General features: G+C 71.7%; 15 protein-coding genes. 9 read left to right on the top strand and 6 right to left on the bottom strand.

Features of this window, described 5'->3' with window-relative positions:
* Positions 1 to 342: 342 nt before the first annotated feature.
* The 5 genes from ACIBEF_RS08885 to ACIBEF_RS08865 are packed head-to-tail and all read left to right on the top strand — an operon-like array spanning position 343 to position 7,865.
* Complete coding sequence (locus ACIBEF_RS08885) at positions 343 to 2,454, top strand: molybdopterin oxidoreductase family protein (RefSeq protein ID WP_396792465.1); 2,112 nt, start codon at positions 343 to 345, stop codon at positions 2,452 to 2,454.
* Positions 2,451 to 3,899, top strand: coding sequence for an FAD-dependent oxidoreductase (locus tag ACIBEF_RS08880; RefSeq protein WP_396792416.1), 1,449 nt, complete (start codon positions 2,451 to 2,453; stop codon positions 3,897 to 3,899). Before ACIBEF_RS08885 ends, ACIBEF_RS08880 begins: the two co-directional genes overlap by 4 nt.
* On the top strand, positions 3,896 to 6,433 hold the full coding sequence (gene nirB, locus ACIBEF_RS08875; protein WP_396792414.1) for a nitrite reductase large subunit NirB: 2,538 nt from the start codon (positions 3,896 to 3,898) through the stop codon (positions 6,431 to 6,433). Before ACIBEF_RS08880 ends, nirB begins: the two co-directional genes overlap by 4 nt.
* Positions 6,430 to 6,777: a nitrite reductase small subunit NirD gene (gene nirD, locus ACIBEF_RS08870; RefSeq protein WP_396792412.1), complete on the top strand. Its 348-nt coding sequence runs from the start codon at positions 6,430 to 6,432 to the stop codon at positions 6,775 to 6,777. The genes nirB and nirD overlap by 4 nt, the downstream gene beginning before the upstream one ends.
* Entirely contained in the window at positions 6,777 to 7,865 is a 1,089-nt protein-coding gene (locus tag ACIBEF_RS08865; protein ID WP_396792410.1) for a uroporphyrinogen-III synthase, read from the top strand. Before nirD ends, ACIBEF_RS08865 begins: the two co-directional genes overlap by 1 nt.
* Before the next feature lie 44 nt (positions 7,866 to 7,909).
* On the opposite strand, the gene ACIBEF_RS08860 is transcribed toward ACIBEF_RS08865, so the two are convergent.
* From ACIBEF_RS08860 to ACIBEF_RS08845, 4 genes are all read right to left on the bottom strand, one after another.
* Entirely contained in the window at positions 7,910 to 8,533 is a 624-nt protein-coding gene (locus ACIBEF_RS08860) for an ATP/GTP-binding protein (RefSeq protein ID WP_030329978.1), read from the bottom strand.
* The gene (locus ACIBEF_RS08855) at positions 8,514 to 8,879 is read right to left on the bottom strand and encodes a DUF742 domain-containing protein (protein ID WP_007465174.1); all 366 of its coding nucleotides are present in this window, start codon (positions 8,877 to 8,879) and stop codon (positions 8,514 to 8,516) included. The genes ACIBEF_RS08860 and ACIBEF_RS08855 overlap by 20 nt, the downstream gene beginning before the upstream one ends.
* An 89-nt stretch (positions 8,880 to 8,968) precedes the next feature.
* The gene (locus tag ACIBEF_RS08850) at positions 8,969 to 9,376 is read right to left on the bottom strand and encodes a roadblock/LC7 domain-containing protein (RefSeq protein ID WP_007465177.1); all 408 of its coding nucleotides are present in this window, start codon (positions 9,374 to 9,376) and stop codon (positions 8,969 to 8,971) included.
* The gene (locus tag ACIBEF_RS08845) at positions 9,373 to 12,495 is read right to left on the bottom strand and encodes a nitrate- and nitrite sensing domain-containing protein (RefSeq protein ID WP_396792408.1); all 3,123 of its coding nucleotides are present in this window, start codon (positions 12,493 to 12,495) and stop codon (positions 9,373 to 9,375) included. The genes ACIBEF_RS08850 and ACIBEF_RS08845 overlap by 4 nt, the downstream gene beginning before the upstream one ends.
* Before the next feature lie 444 nt (positions 12,496 to 12,939).
* Here ACIBEF_RS08845 and ACIBEF_RS08840 point away from each other — a divergent pair, with 444 nt between their 5' ends.
* On the top strand, positions 12,940 to 14,118 hold the full coding sequence (locus ACIBEF_RS08840; RefSeq protein ID WP_396792406.1) for an ABC transporter substrate-binding protein: 1,179 nt from the start codon (positions 12,940 to 12,942) through the stop codon (positions 14,116 to 14,118).
* A 137-nt stretch (positions 14,119 to 14,255) separates the two neighbouring features.
* Here the strand turns inward: ACIBEF_RS08840 and ACIBEF_RS08835 are convergent, their stop codons facing one another.
* Positions 14,256 to 15,113 (bottom strand): ABC transporter permease, encoded by an 858-nt coding sequence (locus ACIBEF_RS08835; protein WP_396792404.1) that lies wholly within the window; start codon positions 15,111 to 15,113, stop codon positions 14,256 to 14,258.
* A 103-nt stretch (positions 15,114 to 15,216) separates the two neighbouring features.
* On the bottom strand, positions 15,217 to 16,248 hold the full coding sequence (locus ACIBEF_RS08830) for an ABC transporter substrate-binding protein (RefSeq protein ID WP_396792402.1): 1,032 nt from the start codon (positions 16,246 to 16,248) through the stop codon (positions 15,217 to 15,219).
* 270 nt (positions 16,249 to 16,518) lie between these two features.
* Between ACIBEF_RS08830 and ACIBEF_RS08825 the strand changes: the two genes are divergently transcribed.
* The 3 genes from ACIBEF_RS08825 to ACIBEF_RS08815 are packed head-to-tail and all read left to right on the top strand — an operon-like array spanning position 16,519 to position 18,562.
* Positions 16,519 to 17,304, top strand: coding sequence for an ABC transporter ATP-binding protein (locus ACIBEF_RS08825; protein ID WP_238687817.1), 786 nt, complete (start codon positions 16,519 to 16,521; stop codon positions 17,302 to 17,304).
* A 2-nt stretch (positions 17,305 to 17,306) separates the two neighbouring features.
* Positions 17,307 to 18,257 carry an LLM class F420-dependent oxidoreductase gene (locus ACIBEF_RS08820; RefSeq protein WP_396792400.1) on the top strand — a complete coding sequence of 317 codons (951 nt, stop codon included), beginning with the start codon at positions 17,307 to 17,309 and terminating at the stop codon, positions 18,255 to 18,257.
* Entirely contained in the window at positions 18,254 to 18,562 is a 309-nt protein-coding gene (locus ACIBEF_RS08815; protein ID WP_396792398.1) for a cupin, read from the top strand. Before ACIBEF_RS08820 ends, ACIBEF_RS08815 begins: the two co-directional genes overlap by 4 nt.
* Positions 18,563 to 18,569: the final 7 nt, after the last annotated feature.

Raw genomic sequence — 18,569 nt, 5'->3', positions numbered from 1 at the left:
CTGGCTGGCAGTGACCCGGCGACCACACCGCGCCGACCTGCGCTGACCGCCCCGCGAGGTGGAGTCCGCTGTCGCTGTGGAGCTGATGTCGCAAACGAATCGACCACCGATGTCGTCAGCGATTCAGCTCCACAGGCTCCGACCCGCACCCTCCAACGCGCTCGCTCCCCCTGTGCGGTGTGAGCCCCACTTGACAGGACCGAAACAGAAGGGACCCGGACCGGAAACCGCCCGGCGGCACGCTTTCCCGACATGACAGACGGTGCACGGTCGGCGACTCCACCGGGGCTGACGCCCCGGGAAGTGGCGACGCACTGCCCGTACTGCGCACTTCAGTGCGGGATGACACTGCGCGCTGACGACACCGGTGTGACGGTCCACCCGCGCCAGTTCCCCACCAACCGGGGCGGGCTCTGCCAGAAGGGGTGGACCGCCGCCGAACTACTCGACCACCCGGATCGGCTGACCACTCCGCTGGTGCGCGACGCGGCCACCGGCGAACTGCACCCGGCGAGCTGGGACACCGCACTCGACCGGGTGGTCGCCGGCATCCGCGCCGTTCAGGACGACGCCGGCCGGGACGCGGTCGCGGTCTTCGGCGGTGGTGGCCTGACCAACGAGAAGGCGTACGCCTTGGGGAAGTTCGCCCGAATCGGGCTGCGTACCAGGCACATCGACTACAACGGACGGTTCTGCATGTCCTCGGCGGCAGCCGCCGGGATGCGGGCCTTCGGCATCGACCGCGGGCTGCCGTTCCCCCTCGCCGACCTGGGTCGGGCCGACACCCTGCTGCTGGTCGGAGCGAACCCGGCGGAGACCATGCCGCCGCTGGTGCGCTGGCTCACCGAGCAGCGCCGCAACGGCGGGAAACTGATCGTCGTCGACCCCCGGGTCACCGCCACCGCCCGCCAGGCTGACCTGCACCTGCAACCGCTACCCGGCACCGACCTCGCGGTGGCCAACGCGCTGCTGCACATCGCTCTCACCGAAGGTTGGGTCGACCGGGCCTACGTGGCCGACCGCACCACCGGATTCGACGCGGTCCGCCGAGGCGTCGCCGCCTGGTGGCCGGCCCGCGCGGAACAGCTGTCCGGGGTGCCGGTGGCCGACCTGGAGGCGACCGCCCGAGCGCTGGGCACCGGCGGTCGCGTGATCATCCTGACTGCGCGCGGCGCCGAGCAGCACGCCAAGGGGGTGGACACCGTCACCGCGTACGTCAATCTCGCTCTCGCCCTCGGTCTGCCCGGCCGCGACGGTTCGGGGTACGGCTGCCTCACCGGCCAGGGCAACGGCCAGGGCGGGCGGGAGCACGGGCAGAAGGCCGACCAGCTCCCCGGTTACCGGCGGATCGACGACCCGGCGGCCCGCGAGCACGTGGCCGGGGTCTGGGGCGTGCCGGCCGACGAACTGCCCGGCCCGGGAGTGCCCGCCTACAAACTGCTCGACTCGCTCGGCACCCCTGGTGGCCCGCGCGCGTTGCTGGTGTTCGGGTCGAACCCGGTGGTGTCGGCACCCCGGGCGGCCCGCATCGAGGGCCGGCTGCGCGACCTCGACCTGCTTGTCGTCGCGGACCTCCTGCTCTCCGAGACGGCCGCGCTGGCGGACGTGGTGCTGCCCACCGCGCAGTGGGCCGAGGAGGACGGCACCATGACCAACCTGGAAGGTCGGGTGCTGCGTCGGCGCGCGCTACGGCCGCCCCCGCCGGGCGTCCGCACCGACCTCGCCATCATCTCCGGCCTGGCGGCGCGGCTGGCAGCCGCCGAGGCACCCACCGCACCAGCGGACGCCGCACCAGCGATCCCCGGACCGGCCGGCGTGGCGTTGGCCGACACGCGACCGGAAGCCGTGGCGGCGGCTCGGTTCCCGGCCGACCCGGCTGTCGTCTTCGCCGAGCTGCGCCGCGCGTCCGCCGGCGGGGCCGCCGACTACGCCGGCATCAGCTGGGACCGGATCGACGCCGACGACGGGGTCTACTGGCCGTGTGCGACCGAGGACGGGCCGGACACGCCCCGACTCTTCGCCAAGAGGTTCGCCACCCCGGACGGCCGGGCCCACTTCCACCCCGTCGACCATCGGCCGGCCGCCGAGGAGGTCTGCGCCACGTACCCGCTGCACTTCACCACCGGTCGGGTGCTGGCGCAGTACCAGTCGGGCACCCAGACCCGGCGGGTCGCGGCGCTCCGCCGCGCCGCCCCGGAGGCGTTCGTCGAACTGCACCCCGACCTGGCCACCCGGCTGGGCATCGACGACGGCGACCCGGTGCGGGTCACCTCGCGCCGAGGTGAGTTCCGCGCGCCGGCCCGGCTCAGCGCCGGGATCCGACCCGACACCGTGTTCGCCCCGTTCCACTACGCGGGGGCGGGACGCGCCAACTCGGTGACGAACGACGCGGTGGACCCGATCTCCGGGATGCCCGAGTTCAAGATCTGCGCGGTCCGGGTGGAGAAGGCATGACCGCGCGGGTGGTCATCGTCGGCAACGGGATGGCGGGCGCACGCCTCGCCGGTGAGCTGCACGCCCGGGAGGGAGACCGGAAGGTCACAGTGCTCGGGGCCGAGCCGCACCGCGCGTACAACCGGATCCTGCTCTCCACCCTGCTGGCCGGCCGGATCGACGAGCCGGACGTGGAGCTGACCGAAGCCGCCGGGCACGGCGTCGACCTGCGCAGCGGCGTACCGGTGACCGCCGTCGACAGGTCCGCCCGGGAGGTCCGCACCGACGACGGCGAACGCATCGGATACGACCACCTGGTGCTCGCCACCGGCGCCCGTGCGGTGGTGCCGCCACTACCCGGCCTCGACCCGGCGAACCTGCCGGAGCGGGTGGTGCCCTTCCGGACCCTGGACGACTGCCGGCGGATCCTCGCCGCGGCGGACGGCGCTCGCAGCGCGCTGGTGCTCGGCGGCGGGTTGCTCGGCCTGGAAGCCGCCCGAGGGCTGGCCACCCGAGGGCTGGCCACCACTGTCGTGCACCCGAGAGAACACCTGATGGAACGGCAACTGGACCCGACCGCCGGCGCGGTGCTCGCGGGCACGCTCGCCGGTTTCGGCGTCACCGTCCAACTGGGGGTTTCGGCGACCGGCGTGGTCGCGGACGCCAGCGGCGTCCGCCTCGACCTCGCCGACGGCCGGACGCTCCGCGCCGACCTGCTGGTGCTCTCCTGTGGCGTACGCCCGGACACCACGCTCGCGCAGGCCGCCGGCCTGACCGTGCGGCGCGGCGTGGTGGTGGACGACCGGCTGCGCACCAGCGACCGGTCCATCTCGGCGATCGGCGACTGCGCCGAGCACGACGGCGTGCTCACCGGGCTGGTCGCGCCCGCCTGGGCCCAGGCCCGGGTGCTCGCGGACGTGCTGAGCGGCACGGACCCACTGGCCCGGTACCGGCCCCGGCCGGTGGTGACCCGGCTGAAGGCCGCCGGGATCGACCTGGCCTCGATGGGTGACGCGGCCAGTGGCGGACCGGGCGAGGAGTTGACGTTCGCCGACCCGACCCGGGGCACCTACGCCCGGTTGCGGATCCGGGACGAGCGGCTGATCGGCGCGATCCTGCTCGGCGACAACCCGGCGGTCGGCACGGTGATCCAACTCTTCGACCGTGCCCAGCCGGTGCCGAGTGACCGCCGGGCGCTGCTGCTCGGCCGGGCGCTCGGCACGGTCGGCGCGACGCCGGCCGCCTCACCGGCGCTGATGCCGGACGCGGCAACGGTCTGTCAGTGCAACACGGTGAGCAAGGGCGCACTGGTCAGAAGCTGGCGCTCCGGCGCCCGAACCGTCGATGCGGTGGTGGCCGCGACCCGAGCCGGCACCGGATGCGGCGGATGCGGCGGATGCCGGGACGCGGTGAGCGGCATCGTCGACTGGCTGAGCCAGGCGGAATCGGTGGAGGTGACGCGATGAGCGGCGGCGAACTGGTCGTCATCGGCAACGGCATGGTCGGGCAGCGTTTCGTGGACGCGCTGCGCGCCCGTGACCCACAGGGCGACTGGCAGGTCACGGTGCTGGCCGAGGAGGAGCGCCCGGCGTACGACCGGGTGCGGCTCTCGGCGTACTTCGACGGGGTCAGTGAGAGCGAACTCAACCTGCACACCCCACACGACGGGGTGCGGCTGCGCCTCGGCGAGCCCGCCACCGCCGTCGACCGGGACCGCCAGGTGGTGACCACCGCCGTCGGCGAATACCGCTACGACGCGCTGGTGCTCGCCACCGGGTCGTACGCGTTCGTGCCGCCGGTGGCCGGCACGGAGCTGCCCGGGGTCTTCGTCTACCGGACCCTGGACGACCTGGCGGCGATCCGGGCGTACGCGCGGGGTCGACGGGTCGGCGCGGTGATCGGTGGTGGGCTGCTCGGCCTGGAGGCCGCCAATGCCCTGCGACTGCTCGGCCTGAGCACCGACGTGGTCGAGTTCGCGCCCCGGCTGATGCCGGTGCAGGTGGACCAGGCCGGCGGCGCGATGCTCCGCCGCTACGTCGACGAACTGGGCGTACGGACCCATCTCGGGGTGGCGACCACAGCGATCCGGCCCGGCCCGGACGGAGGCGTCGCGGCCCTGGAACTGTCCGACGGCACCGCCCTCGACGCCGAGCTGGTGGTGGTGGCCGCCGGCATCCGGCCCCGGGACCAGTTGGCCCGGGACGCCGGTCTGCCGCTGGGCCCGCGCGGCGGGGTGCTGGTCGACGCGACCTGTCGTACCGCCGACGAGCGGATCTGGGCCGTCGGAGAGTGCGCGGCGGTCGACGGCACCTGCCACGGTCTGGTCGCGCCGGGGTATGCGACGGCCGAGGTGGTGGCCGATCGGCTGGTCGGCGGCGCGGCGACCTTCCCCGGCGCGGACACCGCCACCAAACTCAAGCTGCTCGGGGTCGACGTGGCCTCGTTCGGCGACGCCCACGGCGCGACCGAGGGCTGCCTGGACGTCACGTTCACCGACCCGGCCACCCGGGTCTACGCGAAGCTGGTCCTCTCCGACGACGCGCACACACTGCTCGGCGGGGTGCTGGTGGGTGACGCCAGCTCGTACCCGACGCTGCGGGCCAGCGTGGGCGGCCCGCTGCCGGCCGCGCCGTTGGCGCTGCTCGCCCCGGACGGCGGCGGCGCGGACGCCGGGGCGCTGCCCGCCGCCGCGCAGGTCTGCTCCTGCAACGCGGTTACCCGGGGCGACGTGGACGCCGCCATCGCCGACGGTTGCGCGGACGTACCGGCGTTGAAGGCGTGCACCCGGGCCGGCACCAGCTGCGGCTCCTGCGTGCCGATGCTGAAGCAGCTCCTGGACGCGGCCGGGGTGGCGCAGTCCAGCGCGCTCTGCGAGCACTTCGACGTCAGCCGGCGGGAGCTGTTCGAGATCGTCCGCGTCCGCGGCATCCGCACCTTCTCCCGGCTGGTCGCCGAGCACGGTCGGGGCCGCGGCTGCGACATCTGCAAACCGGTGGTGGCGTCCATCCTCGCCTCGCTGGGCAGCGGGCACGTGCTCGACGGCGAACAGGCGTCGTTGCAGGACACCAACGACCACTTCCTGGCCAACCTGCAACGCGACGGCAGCTACTCGGTGGTGCCCCGGATACCGGGCGGCGAGATCACCCCGGAGAAGCTGATCGTGATCGGCGAGGTCGCCCGGGACTTCCAGCTCTACACGAAGATCACCGGCGGGCAGCGGATCGACCTGTTCGGGGCGCGGGTGGAGCAGCTGCCGCAGATCTGGCGGCGGCTGGTCGACGCCGGCTTCGAGTCCGGGCACGCGTACGGCAAGGCGCTGCGCACCGTGAAGTCGTGCGTGGGCGAGACCTGGTGCCGGTACGGGGTGCAGGACTCGGTGGGGCTGGCCGTCGCGCTGGAGCTGCGCTATCGCGGGCTGCGTGCTCCGCACAAGTTGAAGTCGGCGGTCTCCGGTTGCGCCCGGGAGTGCGCGGAGGCACGCAGCAAGGACTTCGGCATCATCGCCACCGAGACCGGCTGGAATCTCTACGTCGGCGGCAACGGCGGTTTCCGACCCCGGCACGCCGACCTGTTCGCCACCGACCTGACCACTGACGCCCTGATCAGGCTCATCGACAGGTTCCTCGTCTACTACATCCGTACCGCCGACCGGCTGCAACGCACCGCCGGCTGGATCGAGGCGATGGACGGTGGCCTGGACCACCTGCGCTCGGTGATCGTGGACGACTCGCTCGGGCTCTGCGAGGACCTCGACGCGGCGATGGCCCGACACGTCTCGTCGTACTCCGACGAGTGGCGCGACGTCCTGGACGACCCGGATCGGCTGCGCCGCTACACCTCCTTCGTCAACGCCCCCGACGTACCCGACCCGTCGATCACCTTCATCCGGGAACGCGGCCAGCCGGTTCCCGTACGCGACCAGTCCCCGACCGGATCCGAGCCGACCAACGGTCACCGTCGGCAACCGGTCACCCTCGGCCTACCGGAGGTACGGCGATGACCCAGACCCTCACGCTGACCTGGACCACCGTCTGCCCGCTCGACCGGTTGGAGCCGGACCGGGGCGTCGCCGCCCTGGTCGACGGGGTGCAGATCGCTCTCTTCCGGACCGCCGACGAGCTGTTCGCGATCGACAACCGCGATCCGGTCTCCGGGGCGTACGTGCTGTCCCGGGGCATCGTCGGCAGCCGCGACGGAGCGCCGACCGTCGCGTCACCGCTGCACAAGCAGGTGTACGACCTGCGCAGCGGGCACTGTCTCGACCTGCCCGGGGTGGCGGTGGCTCGGCACGACGCACGGTGCCGGAACGGGCTGGTCGAGGTGCGGCTGCGACCGGAGGGTTGATGCGCGAAGAACTGGCGGGCTTCACCATCGGGGTGACCGCCGACCGGCGGCGCGACGAGTTGGCCGCGCTGCTCGAACGGCGGGGCGCCCGGGTGGTGCTCGCCCCGGCGCTGCGGATCGTGCCGCTGTCCGACGACACCGAGCTGCGCGAGGCGACCCGCGCCTGCCTCGACCAGCCGCCGGACATCCTGATGGCCAACACCGGCATCGGCATGCGCGGCTGGTTGGAGGCGGCCGAGGGCTGGGGGCTGGCCGAGCCACTGCGCTCGGTGCTGGCCAGCTCGTACGTGGTGGCGCGCGGCCCGAAGGCTCGCGGCGCGATCCGGGCGGCCGGGCTGCACGACCAGTGGTCACCCGCCTCGGAGAGCTGCGACGAGGTGGTCGACCACCTGCGCCGACGTGGCGTCGCCGGGCAGGTCATCGCCATGCAGCTGCACGGCGAGCGGCAGCCCGAGTGCACGCTCGCGTTGGAGGCGGCGGGCGCCACGGTCATCGAGGTGCCGGTCTACCGCTGGGCGCCGCCGACCGATTCGGCGCCGCTGCACCGGCTGATCGACCTGATCGCCGGTCGGCTGGTGGACGCGGTGACGTTCACCTCGGCGCCGGCGGCCGAGGCGTTGCTGCGGGCCGCCGGCGACCGTACCGAGGCGGTGCTGTCGGCGTTGCGCGGCGACGTGCTGGCCAGCTGCGTCGGGGCGGTGACCGCCGAGCCGCTGCTGCGGCACGGGGTGCCGGTGAGCGCGCCCGGCCGGGCCCGGTTGGGCGCACTGGTGCGGACCATCGTCGATGAGCTGCCCCGCCGGACCGTGACGTTCAAGGCCGGCGGGCATCTGCTCACGTTGCGCGGGCACGCCGCGGTGATCGACGGCGAGCTGCGGCCGCTCGCGCCCGCGCCGATGGCGGTGCTGCGGGCGCTGGCCCAGACCCCAGGTCGGGTGTTGTCGCGCACGGCGTTGCTGAGGACCCTGCCCCGGGGCGCGGACGAGCACGCCGTCGAGATGGCCGTCGCCCGGCTCCGGGCCGGCCTGCGCGCGCCCCGCGTGGTGCAGACCGTGGTGAAGCGCGGCTACCGGCTGCGGATCGACTGAACGCGTCACGGCCGGCCGTCGCGAGCCGGCCGTGACGCGACGGTTCAGCCGACCGGCGTCGGGAAGCCCCGCCCGTGCTCGGACTGGAGCCGGAGCATGGCGTGCTCGACCACCGTCACCAGCACCTGCTTGACCGAGTCCCGCTGCCGGGCGTCGGTCATCACCAGCGGCACCTGCGGCGAGATGGCCAGCGCTTCGCGGACCTCCTCGGCCTCGTACTGCGGTGCGCCGTCGAACTTGTTCAGCGCCACCACGTACGGCAGGTTGCGGTTCTCGAAGTAGTCCAGCGGGGCGAAGGCGTCGGTGATCCGGCGGGTGTCCACCAGCACGGCGGCACCCACCGCCCCACGGATGATCTCGTCCCACATGAACCAGAACCGGGTCTGACCCGGTGTACCGAAGAGGTACAGGATCAGGTCCTGGGCCATGGTGATACGGCCGAAGTCCATGGCGACCGTTGTGGTCTCCTTGCCCGGCACCTTGGACGGGTCGTCGATGCCGACACCCGCCGCGGTCATCAACGCCTCGGTTGTCAGCGGTGTGATCTCGGAGATCGCCCCGACCAGTGTCGTCTTACCGACGCCGAAGCCGCCCGCGACGACGATCTTCGCGGAGACGATTCCCCGGCCCGGCCGCCCCCCTGCGGGGTCATAGCCTGCGAAGTCCACTTAGCACCCTTCCAAGCAGTTCCATCCGCTCCTCGAACCCCTCGGCGGGAGCAGCAGTGTGTAACGTCAGCAGGCTCTCGGCCACCATGTCGGCGACCAACACCCGGGCGACGCCCAGCGGCATCCGGGTATACGCGGCGATCTCCGCCAGCGACTGTGCTCGGCCCTCACAGACCGTGGCGATGCGGTGCTTGTCGTGCCCGGCGAAGCGGGACTCGGCGACCTGGGTGGGAGAGGCGGTCAGGACGGCCTCGAGGGCGATGTCCTGCCGTGGCTCGGTACGACCACGGGTGACCGCGTACGGACGCACCAGCGCGCCGCGCGGGTCAGCGCGTCGTTGGTCCATTCCCGATCACCTCCTCGTTCCGTGCTGAGCCGGACTGTGCCGCCTCTCGTCCCTGGTCCGGCGCTCGGAACGAGCGCCGGCTTTCGGTGCTAAGAGCGCACCGCGTCGCGCGGCAGCGGCACCAGCGCGGCACCCACCCGCTCGACCAGCAGCGCCATCTCGTAGCCCACCTGGCCCACGTCGCAGCTGCGCGCGGCCAGCACGGCCATCGAGGAGCCGTCGCTGATCGACATCAGGAAGAGGTACCCGCTGTCCATCTCGATGACTGTCTGCAACACCCCGCCCGCGCTGAACATCCGGGCCGCGCCCTCGGTCAGGCTCACCACCCCGGAGGTGATCGCGGCGAGCTGGTCGGCCCGGTCCCCCGGCAGATCCCGGGAGGACGCGAGCAACAGCCCGTCTGCGGACACCGCCACCACGTGGGCGATGCCCGCCACGCTGTCGGCGAAGTTGGTGAGCAGCCAACCCATGTCCTGCATGGCAGCTGGCCTGTTCATCGGCTCTCCTTGGTCGAGGTGCTGTTCAGGTCGGTTCCGGCCGTCCGGCCGCGCTGGACACCGCGGTGGTAGGCCGACAGCAGACCACGTACTTCGTCCGGGGTCCGCCGGCTGCGGTCCCGGCCGCTCTTCGGTTCGATGCCACCCGGCACGAGCTGTTGCTGCGGCACCCGCTTGGGCAACCCGGAGCGGGTGGTGCCGGCGGGAGCCGGCTCGGCAGCCCGGCTGGCCCGGGACCAGCCCTCGTCGGCCGCCGTACGCCATGCTGCCGGGTCGGGGGCGGGCGCCGGCGGGGCGGCCGGGGGCGGGGCGTACGTCGGTGGCGCCGACGGACGTGTCCCGAACCCGTCCATTGTGGCGCCGGGACCGTCGCCCAGGGTGGCTGTGCCGTCGGTGCCGCCCGGGGTACGGGTCGGCAGTTTCGGTCGGGCCGGCGGGGCGGCCGGCACCGACCCGGCGCTCGGCTGGCCGCCGTTGCCGGTGCGCAGGCCGGTGTCGGCCGCTGCGGTGGTGGCGGGCGCGGGCGGCTCGTCGAAGTTGGGCCGGGTGAAGATCGCGGTGGCGTCGTCGCCGTGCGACCGGAACCAGACCGCCTCCATCTCCCGGAAGATCGGAGCTTCGGCCGGGAAGTCCGGCCGGTTGCTGACCGGCGCGGCCGGCACCGACGGAACGGCCGGCGGTGCCACCGCGCCCGGCCCGGCGACCGGCCCGACCGGGAGGCCCTGGGCTCCACGGCCATCCGCGGTGTCCGGGGTGGAGCTACGCCGAGGCAGTGGGTCGACCGTCGGGTACGCCACTGTCGGGCTGCCCAGCGAGGCGCCCGCACCGCTGCTGTAGGCCGGCCGGGCCGGCGGCAGCGGGGCAGCGGGCGCCGGCGCGACGGGTGCCGGGGCAGCGGGTGCCGGCGGCATCGTCGAGCGCGGACCGGGGTAACCACCGGCCTGCACGGCCGGGGTGGTGTCCCGCGAGTCCAGCGGCGACTGCCACTGGGCGGGCGCCGGCGGGCTGGTCCGCCACTGGTCGGGCAGCGTCGCCGCCGTCGTGGCAGCACCGGCGAACTGCTCGGCGTGGCCGGCCGAGGAGAGCGGCGCCTGCTCAACTGCCATCGGCTGACGCGGCCGGGTGAGCACCTGCTCGCGACCCCGGTTGCTGGGCAGCAACACGGTAGCGGCGGGCAACGTCACCTGGGCGACGGTGCCGCCCTCGACGTTGCGGCGCAACTCCACCCGGATGCCGTAGCGGGAGGCGAGCCGGCTCACCACGGCCAGACCCATCAGTCGGAACGCGGCGACGTCCACGCTCGGCGGGGCGGCGAGCCGCCGGTTGAGCGAGTCGAGCTGGTCGTCGGTGAGGCCGAGCCCGCGGTCCTCGATCTGGATCAGCACGTAGTCACGGATCCGGCGACCGTCGGCAACCACAGTGGTGTTCGGCGGTGAGAACCGGGTGGCGTTGTCGAGCAGCTCGGCGACGAGGCGTACCACGTCGTTCACCGCGTGCGCGGCCACCGAGATGTCGGTGTCCGCGGTGCCGAACTCGATGCGGTTGTAGAGCTCGACCTCGGACTGGGCGGCGCGCAGCACGTCCACCACCAGCGCGTCGTCGTGACGCGGTGCGGCGGAGTCGGCACCGGCCAGGACGAGCAGGTTCTCGTCGTTGCGGCGCATTCGAGTGGCCAGGTGGTCCAGTTCGAAGAGCTGCGCGAGCCGCTTCGGGTCCTCCTCGCCGCGCTCGATCGCGTCCAGCTCGCCGATCATCCGGTCGACCAGGGTCTGACTGCGGCGGGCCAGGTTGAGGAACATCGCCGAGACGCTGGTACGCAGTGCCGCCTGCTCGGCGGCGACCCGCACCGCCTCCCGGTGTACGACGTTGAAGGCCAGCGCCACCTGACCGACCTCGTCGCGGCTGTTCAACTGGATCGGGTCCCGGACCTGGCGGACGATCTCGTCCACCCCGCCGTCACCCACGCTGCCCATGTTCTGCAGCCGCTGGACGGCGTCGGGCAGGTCGTGGTTGGCCACCGAGAGCGCGCCCTCGCGCAGTCGGCGCAGCGAGTGGTTGAGCGAGCGGGCCAGCACCACGGCCAGCGACACGGCGATGATCAGGGTCAACAGCACCAGGATCGACTCGACCACTGCCTGCCGGATGACGTCCGAGCGGGCCTGGTCGGCCTGCTGGAGCAGTCGGTCCTGCAGTTGGATCTCGGCCCAGCGCATCAGGTCGTTCACGGCGCCGATCGCCGCGGTGGCGTCCTGGGCGGTGACCAGTGGGCGCTGCCCGACCGAGCGGGTGATGTCGGTGGCCACCCGGTCGGCCAGGCCGACGGCGTCGCCGGAGACGGTGCTGTCGACCAGGGCGCGCTGCACCGGGTCGGCGGCCAGCGAGAAGGCGACCAGGGCCTCCTGCTGACCGGTCAACGTTGCCACGAAGGAGGAGAACTGCTCCGAGTCGAGCTGGCCGGCCGTCAGCGCGGTGAAGGCGACGGCCTCTTCCTCGGCGACGGAAGCCTTGGCGCGGGCGAAGGCGGCGACCGCGCGGCGGCTGTCCGCCAGGCTCTCCGAGCCGGGCAGCTGGGCCAGACCGTCACCGTACGAGACCAGGTCGGTGAGGATGACTCCGTAGCGGAGCACCGCCTCGGCGACCGCCATCTGCCGGCGGTCCAACACCTCCTGACGGGTGCCGTCCAGGGTGGCCAGGTGGTCGTCGATGGCGACCAGCCGGTCCCGCAGGGCGGCCGGTATGTCGCCGATCCGGCCCCTCTCGGCGCGGTACTCGTCCACCCGCTGCTGCGTCTGGCGGACCCGCAGGTTGTACGCGTCGGCCGGCTGCTGCGGAGCGGCGAGGTAGGCGGCCGCCGCCATCCGTTCGGACTGGAGGTCCTGGGTGAGGGCGCTCACGTCGACGGAGAGGGCCGTCAGTGACCGGGCCTGGGTGGCGTCGAACGCGCCCTCGCCGACGGAGATCAGGCGGACCGTGGCCAGCGCGATCACCGCCGCCACCGGGACGACCAGAATCAACGCCAACTTGGACCGGATCCGGGCGTCACGCAGTCTCGGCATCCGTCGGCGCGCAGGCCGACCGCTATCGCCGAGTGCGGGCAGAGTCGTCGGTCCGGTGCTCACGACATCGCCTCCGTCGTTTCTTCCCCGCCTGAGCCGCCGAGCCATGCCGTAAGCGGAGGGGACCACGCGCGGCACGGCCGCGATTTCATCAGAGATGATCGTGTTTGGGAAGCCGCAGTGAGGTAGGAAACGGTCGGACGGAGCGCATCCCGTGATCCGGGCAACTGATACCTTCATTTCCGCAAGCCCCTGAACAGGGCATGTAACTCCAGAGTGGTCACGCGTGTGTGCAAAGTGAGCTTTTGCAAACATTGCGTTACCCCAGCATGTGGGATGGCCGTCCCGAAAATGCTGCCGGGGTCCGCGCTTGACCACAGCGCCGGCCATTGGCAAGGTTTTGCAGGCTTCGCGCACACCGTACGGCAGAGGAGATCCCGTCCTCCAATGAGGACGGATTAGCGGCGGTGACCGGGCAGCGCCCGCGCCCGCACCTGGAGGACTGAGTTGAGCCCCATCCGCTCCGCGACCATCGCGGCGCTCGCATCGGCCGTAGTGGCCACCACGCTCACCGGCTGCCAGTTTGGTGAGGCGGAGAAGGACACGAGTCCGATCGTGATCGCCGCCGATCTCGAACTGTCCGGCGCCGCAGCCACAGTTGGCCGGACATACCAGCGCGCCCTCGAACTCAAGGTCGATCAGTTGAACGCCTCCGGAGCACTGAACGGCCGGAGGATCGACCTGAAGGTGAAGGACAACCGTTCCGACTCGGCCGAGTCACTTCGCAACATCGTCGACTTCAGCAGCGATTCGAAGGTCAGCGCCATCATCATGGGTGGCTGCAACGAATGCGCGGTCGGAGCCGTCGGGACCATCAACGAGAAGCGGATTCCCACCATTGCGCTAGCCGCTTCCGGCGCGATCGCCGCGCCGGCCGCCGAACGGCGCTACGTGTTCAAGCTGGGCCCCAACGCCCCGGACAGCGCTGCCGCACTGACCACCGAACTGCGCCGCAACAACGTCCGTAAGGTGGGGATGCTGGTCAGCGACGACGACTACGGGCAGGAGGGCGCGACAGCGCTCAAGAGCGAGCTCGACAAGGCCAGGATCACGCTCCGACAGCAGCGGATCAAGACCACCGACACCGACGTCAGCCAGCAGGTCCAGCAGCTCGCGTCGGGCAAGCCGGACGCGATGGTCTTCTGGACCCCGCCGGAGCAGGCGACACTGGCCGCCACCAGCGTCCAGCAGACCATCTTCCGTGGGTCGATCTACTTTGACGCGGGAGCGGCCGGGGACCTCTTCCTCGGCGCGGCGGCCAAGGCGACCGAGAAGGCCACGCTGATCTTCACGCAGACCATGGTGATCGATGACGTGATCGCGACCACGCCGGCCAAGGCGGCGCGGCGGCAGTGGTTCCAGGACTACACGGCCCGCTTCGGCGGCTACAACGGGTCCTCGTCGTTCGCCGCGGACGCCGTCCAGCTCATCGCCGACGCCGAACTGCGCGCCGGTGGTGAGATCGGGAAGGTGGACCGCAACGGCATCCGGGACGTGCTGGAGACGTCCCAGATGGACGGCCTCTCCGGCCCGATCCGCATGACGCCGGACAACCACAGCGGCCTGATGCCGCAGGCACTCACCACGCTGGTCGCCCGCAACGGGCGCTGGCGGTTGGCGGGGTAACGCTTCTTGGCCCTCGTGTAGCTCGCGGGTTCGTCGGGGTGCCGCAAAGGGTGTGGCGGCAGCGTCGATGAAAAAGGGCCGGCCTCCCACCGGGAGGCCGGCCCTTCGCGTTTCCTGTGGTGGATCTCTTCCATGGGTTAGCGGCTGCTTGTGGTTTCTCGCACCCAGGGCAGGGCGAACCGCTCGATCAGCAGGAGCGCCGAGTAGAGCAGGATGCTCACCAGCGCCACCAGCATGATCGCCGCCCAGGCGGTGGCGGTGTCGCCGACACCGGCGTACTGCGTGATGACGAAACCGAGGCCGCTCTCGCCGGCCTGGAACTCACCGATCACCGCGCCGATCGCGGCCAGTGGCATGGCCACCTTGAGCCCGACGAAGATCTGCGGCAGCGCGGCCGGGAAGCGCACCTTGCGGAACGCCTGCCAGCGGGAGGCGTTCCAGGACCGCACCAGTTCGGCCAGGTCGGCCGGCGTGGTGGTCAACCCGGTCGCGGTGGAGAGCACGATCGGGAAGAAGCAGAGCAGGAACACCATGGTCAGGATCGGCTTCTGACCCCAGCCGAGCGCCACCACCAGCAGCGGACCCAGCGTGATCTTCGGCACCGCGTTCACGGCGACCAGCAGCGGCGTGAACATCCGCTCCACGGTGCGGGAGCTGGCCAGCGAGAGCCCGATCAGCACACCGGCGGCCACCGAGAGGGCGAACCCGGTCAGGATCTCCAACGTGGTGTCCCAGGTGTGCTCCAGCAGCTGCGCCGGCTTGTCGACGAACGCGGTGAGCACGTCGCCGGGTGGGGGCAGGGCTGCCGGGTGGACCAGCTCCAGCCGGGCGATCAGCCACCACGCCGCCAGCGCGACCAGGATGCCGACCGCGGGCAGCACCGCCTCGGCCCCGGCCCGCAGACCGGCACCTCGACCCGTGCGCCCCACCTCGGGGCCGGCACTCGGGGGCGTGGGTTCCGCCACCGCCGGGTCCGCTGACCGGACGTCGGTCATCTCTGTCCTCCTCGAAATCCCACGGCCCGCCGGGGGCCGACGAGCGACGGGGGTACGCCCCACCGGGATCGGCGGGACGTACCCCCTGATGACGACCGGACGATCAGGCCTTCGGCGCGAGGCTGAAGTCGATGATCTGCTCGGGGGTGATGTTCTGCTTCAGCGCGCCGGCGCCCTGCAGGATGGCGATGCTCTTGGCGACCCGACCGCTGTCCAGGGTGCCGATCGCGGTGCCGGTGTTGCCGGAACGGACGTACGCGGCCATCAGCTCCAGCTCGGCGGCGGCGGAGACCGGATTGGTGGCGTCGATGTTCTTCTTCAGGATGTCGGCGGCCTCCTTCGAGTTCGCCAGGCTGTACTCCAGGCCCTTGAGCAGCGCCGCGGTGAACTTCTTCACCATCTCGGGCTTCTCCTTGGCGATCTTGGAGGAGGTGATCAGCACGTTGCCGTAGAGATCCTGCATCACGTTGCTGTACGGCAGCATGACGGCCTTCTTCTTGGCCACCGCCTCGATGGTCGGCTGACCGACGACGAACTGACCGATGCCGTCCACCGAGCCGGAGGCCAGCGTGCCGATCAGCGCCTGCGCCTCACCGTTGACCCAGGTCACCTTGGTCGCGTCCACACCGGCGAGCCGGGCGTACGTCGGGAACAGGTTGCGGACCACGGAACCGGGAGTGTCGGCGAGCTTCTTGCCCTCCAGGTCCTTCGGCGAGCTGATGTTCTTGCCCTCGACGGTGGCGATGCCCGCCATGGTGCGCTGCTGGATCGCGGCCACCGCGGTGAAGTCCTTCGCCTGGCCGTTGCCGAGCTGGAGCAGGCCGCCGGTGAGGTCGATCGGGCCGAAGTCGGCCTGGCCGCCGACGACGGTCTGGATCACACCACCGGTGCCCTGACCGGCCTTGATCTCGACGTCGAAGCCGGCTTCCTTGAAGAAGCCCTTGTCCTTCGCCACCCAGGCGTAGGAGTCACGGCCGAAGTTACCGAACGAGGTGAGGTAGGTCACCTTCGTCAGCGTCGCCCCGTCGCCGCCCTTGGCATCGTCGGCCGAATCCGACCCGCTGCTGCAGGCGGAGACAAGGGCGAGGGCGGTGGCCAGCGCGGCCGTAGCGACCGTACGGGTCAGCCTTCTCATCAGTGCACCATGTCCTTTCCGACCGGGGCCGACAGGCCACCGGAGGGGGTTGTCGTGACGGGCCGGCGGGAGGGGTGGAAGCCGGGCGCCGCCGTCGTGGGGGGACTCTTCGCGGGCACAGCGTACGAGAAACCCACAGTTGCGACGCCAGGCGTATCGGGTCGCGGAACGGAAACAACCTGACGACCACCCCAGCCGGTGCGATACCTCGACAGGGCGGCTAGCCTTTGTCGGATTCCTGACCGTCCACTCAGCGGAGGTACGCCGGAGATGATCCGACTGTCCGGGGTGTCCCGTACCTTCGAGGGCCGATCCGGCCGGGTGGAGGCGCTGCGCGGTATCAACCTCGACGTCGCCGAGGGCGAGTTCGTCGCCGTGCTCGGCCGCTCCGGCTGCGGCAAGTCCACATTGCTGCGGCTGATCGCCGGGCTGCTCCCGCTGAGCGCCGGTGAGATCACCGTCGCCGGTACGCCGATCGCCCGCCCCCGCCAGGACATCGCCATGCTGTTCCAGAAGCCGGCGCTGCTGCCCTGGCGCACCGTGCTGGACAACGTCCTGCTGCCGGTGGAGATCTTCGGCTGGAGCCGCGCCAAGCACCGGGAGCGGGCCCGGCAACTGCTCGACGTGGCCGGGTTGGCCGGCTTCGAGAAGCGGCTGCCGCACGAACTCTCCGGCGGGATGCAGCAGCGGGTGTCGCTGTGCCGGTCGTTGATCGGTGAGCCCCGGGTGATGCTGATGGACGAGCCGTTCTCCGCACTGGACGCGCTCACCCGCGAGGAACTCTCCGGCGAACTCCAGCGGGTGCACATGGAGAACAAGCCGACCATAGTCTTCGTCACCCACTCGATCGACGAGGCGGTGCTGCTCGCCGACCGGGTGGTCGTGCTGAGCCCGCGCCCCGGCCGGATCCGCAAGGTCGTCGACGTGACCATCCCCCGGCCCCGCACCCTGGGCCGCAACGCCCACCTGGCCGACGTCGCCCAGGTCAGCGCCGACCTGCACGAACTGCTGATGGAACGCGAACAGCCGGCCACCGCCGGCGCGGAAGGACACTGACCATGCGGGTGTCGGTCTTCACCGAGCCGAACCGTGGCGCCAGCTACGACACCCAGCTCCGGTTCGCCCGGCTGGTCGAGGCCTGCGGCTACGAAGGTTTCCTCCGCGCCGACCACTACCAGTCGATGGGCGCGGACCCGGGCCTGCCCGGCCCCACCGACGCCTGGCTGACCCTCGCCGCGCTGGCCCGGGAAACCGAGCGGATCCGACTCGGCACCCTGGTGACGTCGGCCACGTTCCGCCTGCCCGGCCCCCTCGCGGTGATGGTCGCGCAGGTCGACCAGATGAGTGGTGGCCGGGTCGACCTCGGCATCGGCGCCGGCTGGTACGAGCGCGAGCACACCTCGTACGGCATCCCGTTCCCGGCGGTCGGCGAGCGTTTCGACCGGCTGGCCGAGCAGCTTGAGGTGATCACCGGGCTGTGGGGAACCCCACCCGGCGAGACCTACAGCTTCACCGGCGACCACTACCGGCTGGTGGACGCTCCCGCCCTGCCCAAGCCGGTGCAGGTGCCCGGTCCGCCGATCATCGTGGGCGGGCGTGGCCCCAAGCGCACACCCGAACTGGCCGCCCGGTACGCCGACGAGTTCAACATGCCGTTCAAGTCCGTGGCCGCCACCGCCGCGGCGTACGACCGGGTGCGCGAGACGTGTGAGCGCACCGGACGGACAGAGTCCGGGCGCGCCCCGTTGGTGCTGTCCGCCGGGATCGTCGTCGCCATTGGCCGGACCGACGCGGAGGCCCAGCGTCGGGCCGCCCCTCTGCACGAGAAGAGCGCTCTGCCACCGGAGGACCCGGTGGTCGGCTCCCCCGCGCAGCTCGCGCAGCGGCTCGGCGAGTTCGCCGCGATCGGTACCACCCGGGTCAACCTGCGCCTGATCGACTTCGATGATCTCGACCACCTTGAGCTGATCGCCGCCGAGGTGCTGCCCCAACTGGACGGAGCACGATGACCGACGTGATCGACGGGACCGACCTCGGACCGGTGGGCCAGGAGATCGTGTACGAGAACGACCGGGTCCGGGTCTGGCACATCCGCCTCGAGCCGGGCGAGCGGCAACCGCTGCACCGGCACGACCACCCCTACCTGGTGGTGGCGATCGAGGGCGCCAAGAACGTCGTGCAGACCATCGACGGCACCCTGATCGACGCCGACGAGCCCACCGGTGGAGTCGTCTACCGGGACCCGGGCGCGGTGCACATGCTGACCAATGTCGGGGATACGACTTACCTGGCTCGGCTGGTCGAACTCAAGTAGACCCGCC

Origin of the sequence: Micromonospora sp. NPDC050795, from assembly GCF_044456785.1 — a bacterium.
Taxonomy (GTDB): domain Bacteria; phylum Actinomycetota; class Actinomycetes; order Mycobacteriales; family Micromonosporaceae; genus Micromonospora.
Note: the sequence above shows the minus strand (reverse complement) of the source record. Positions and strands in the feature narration are given on the sequence as shown.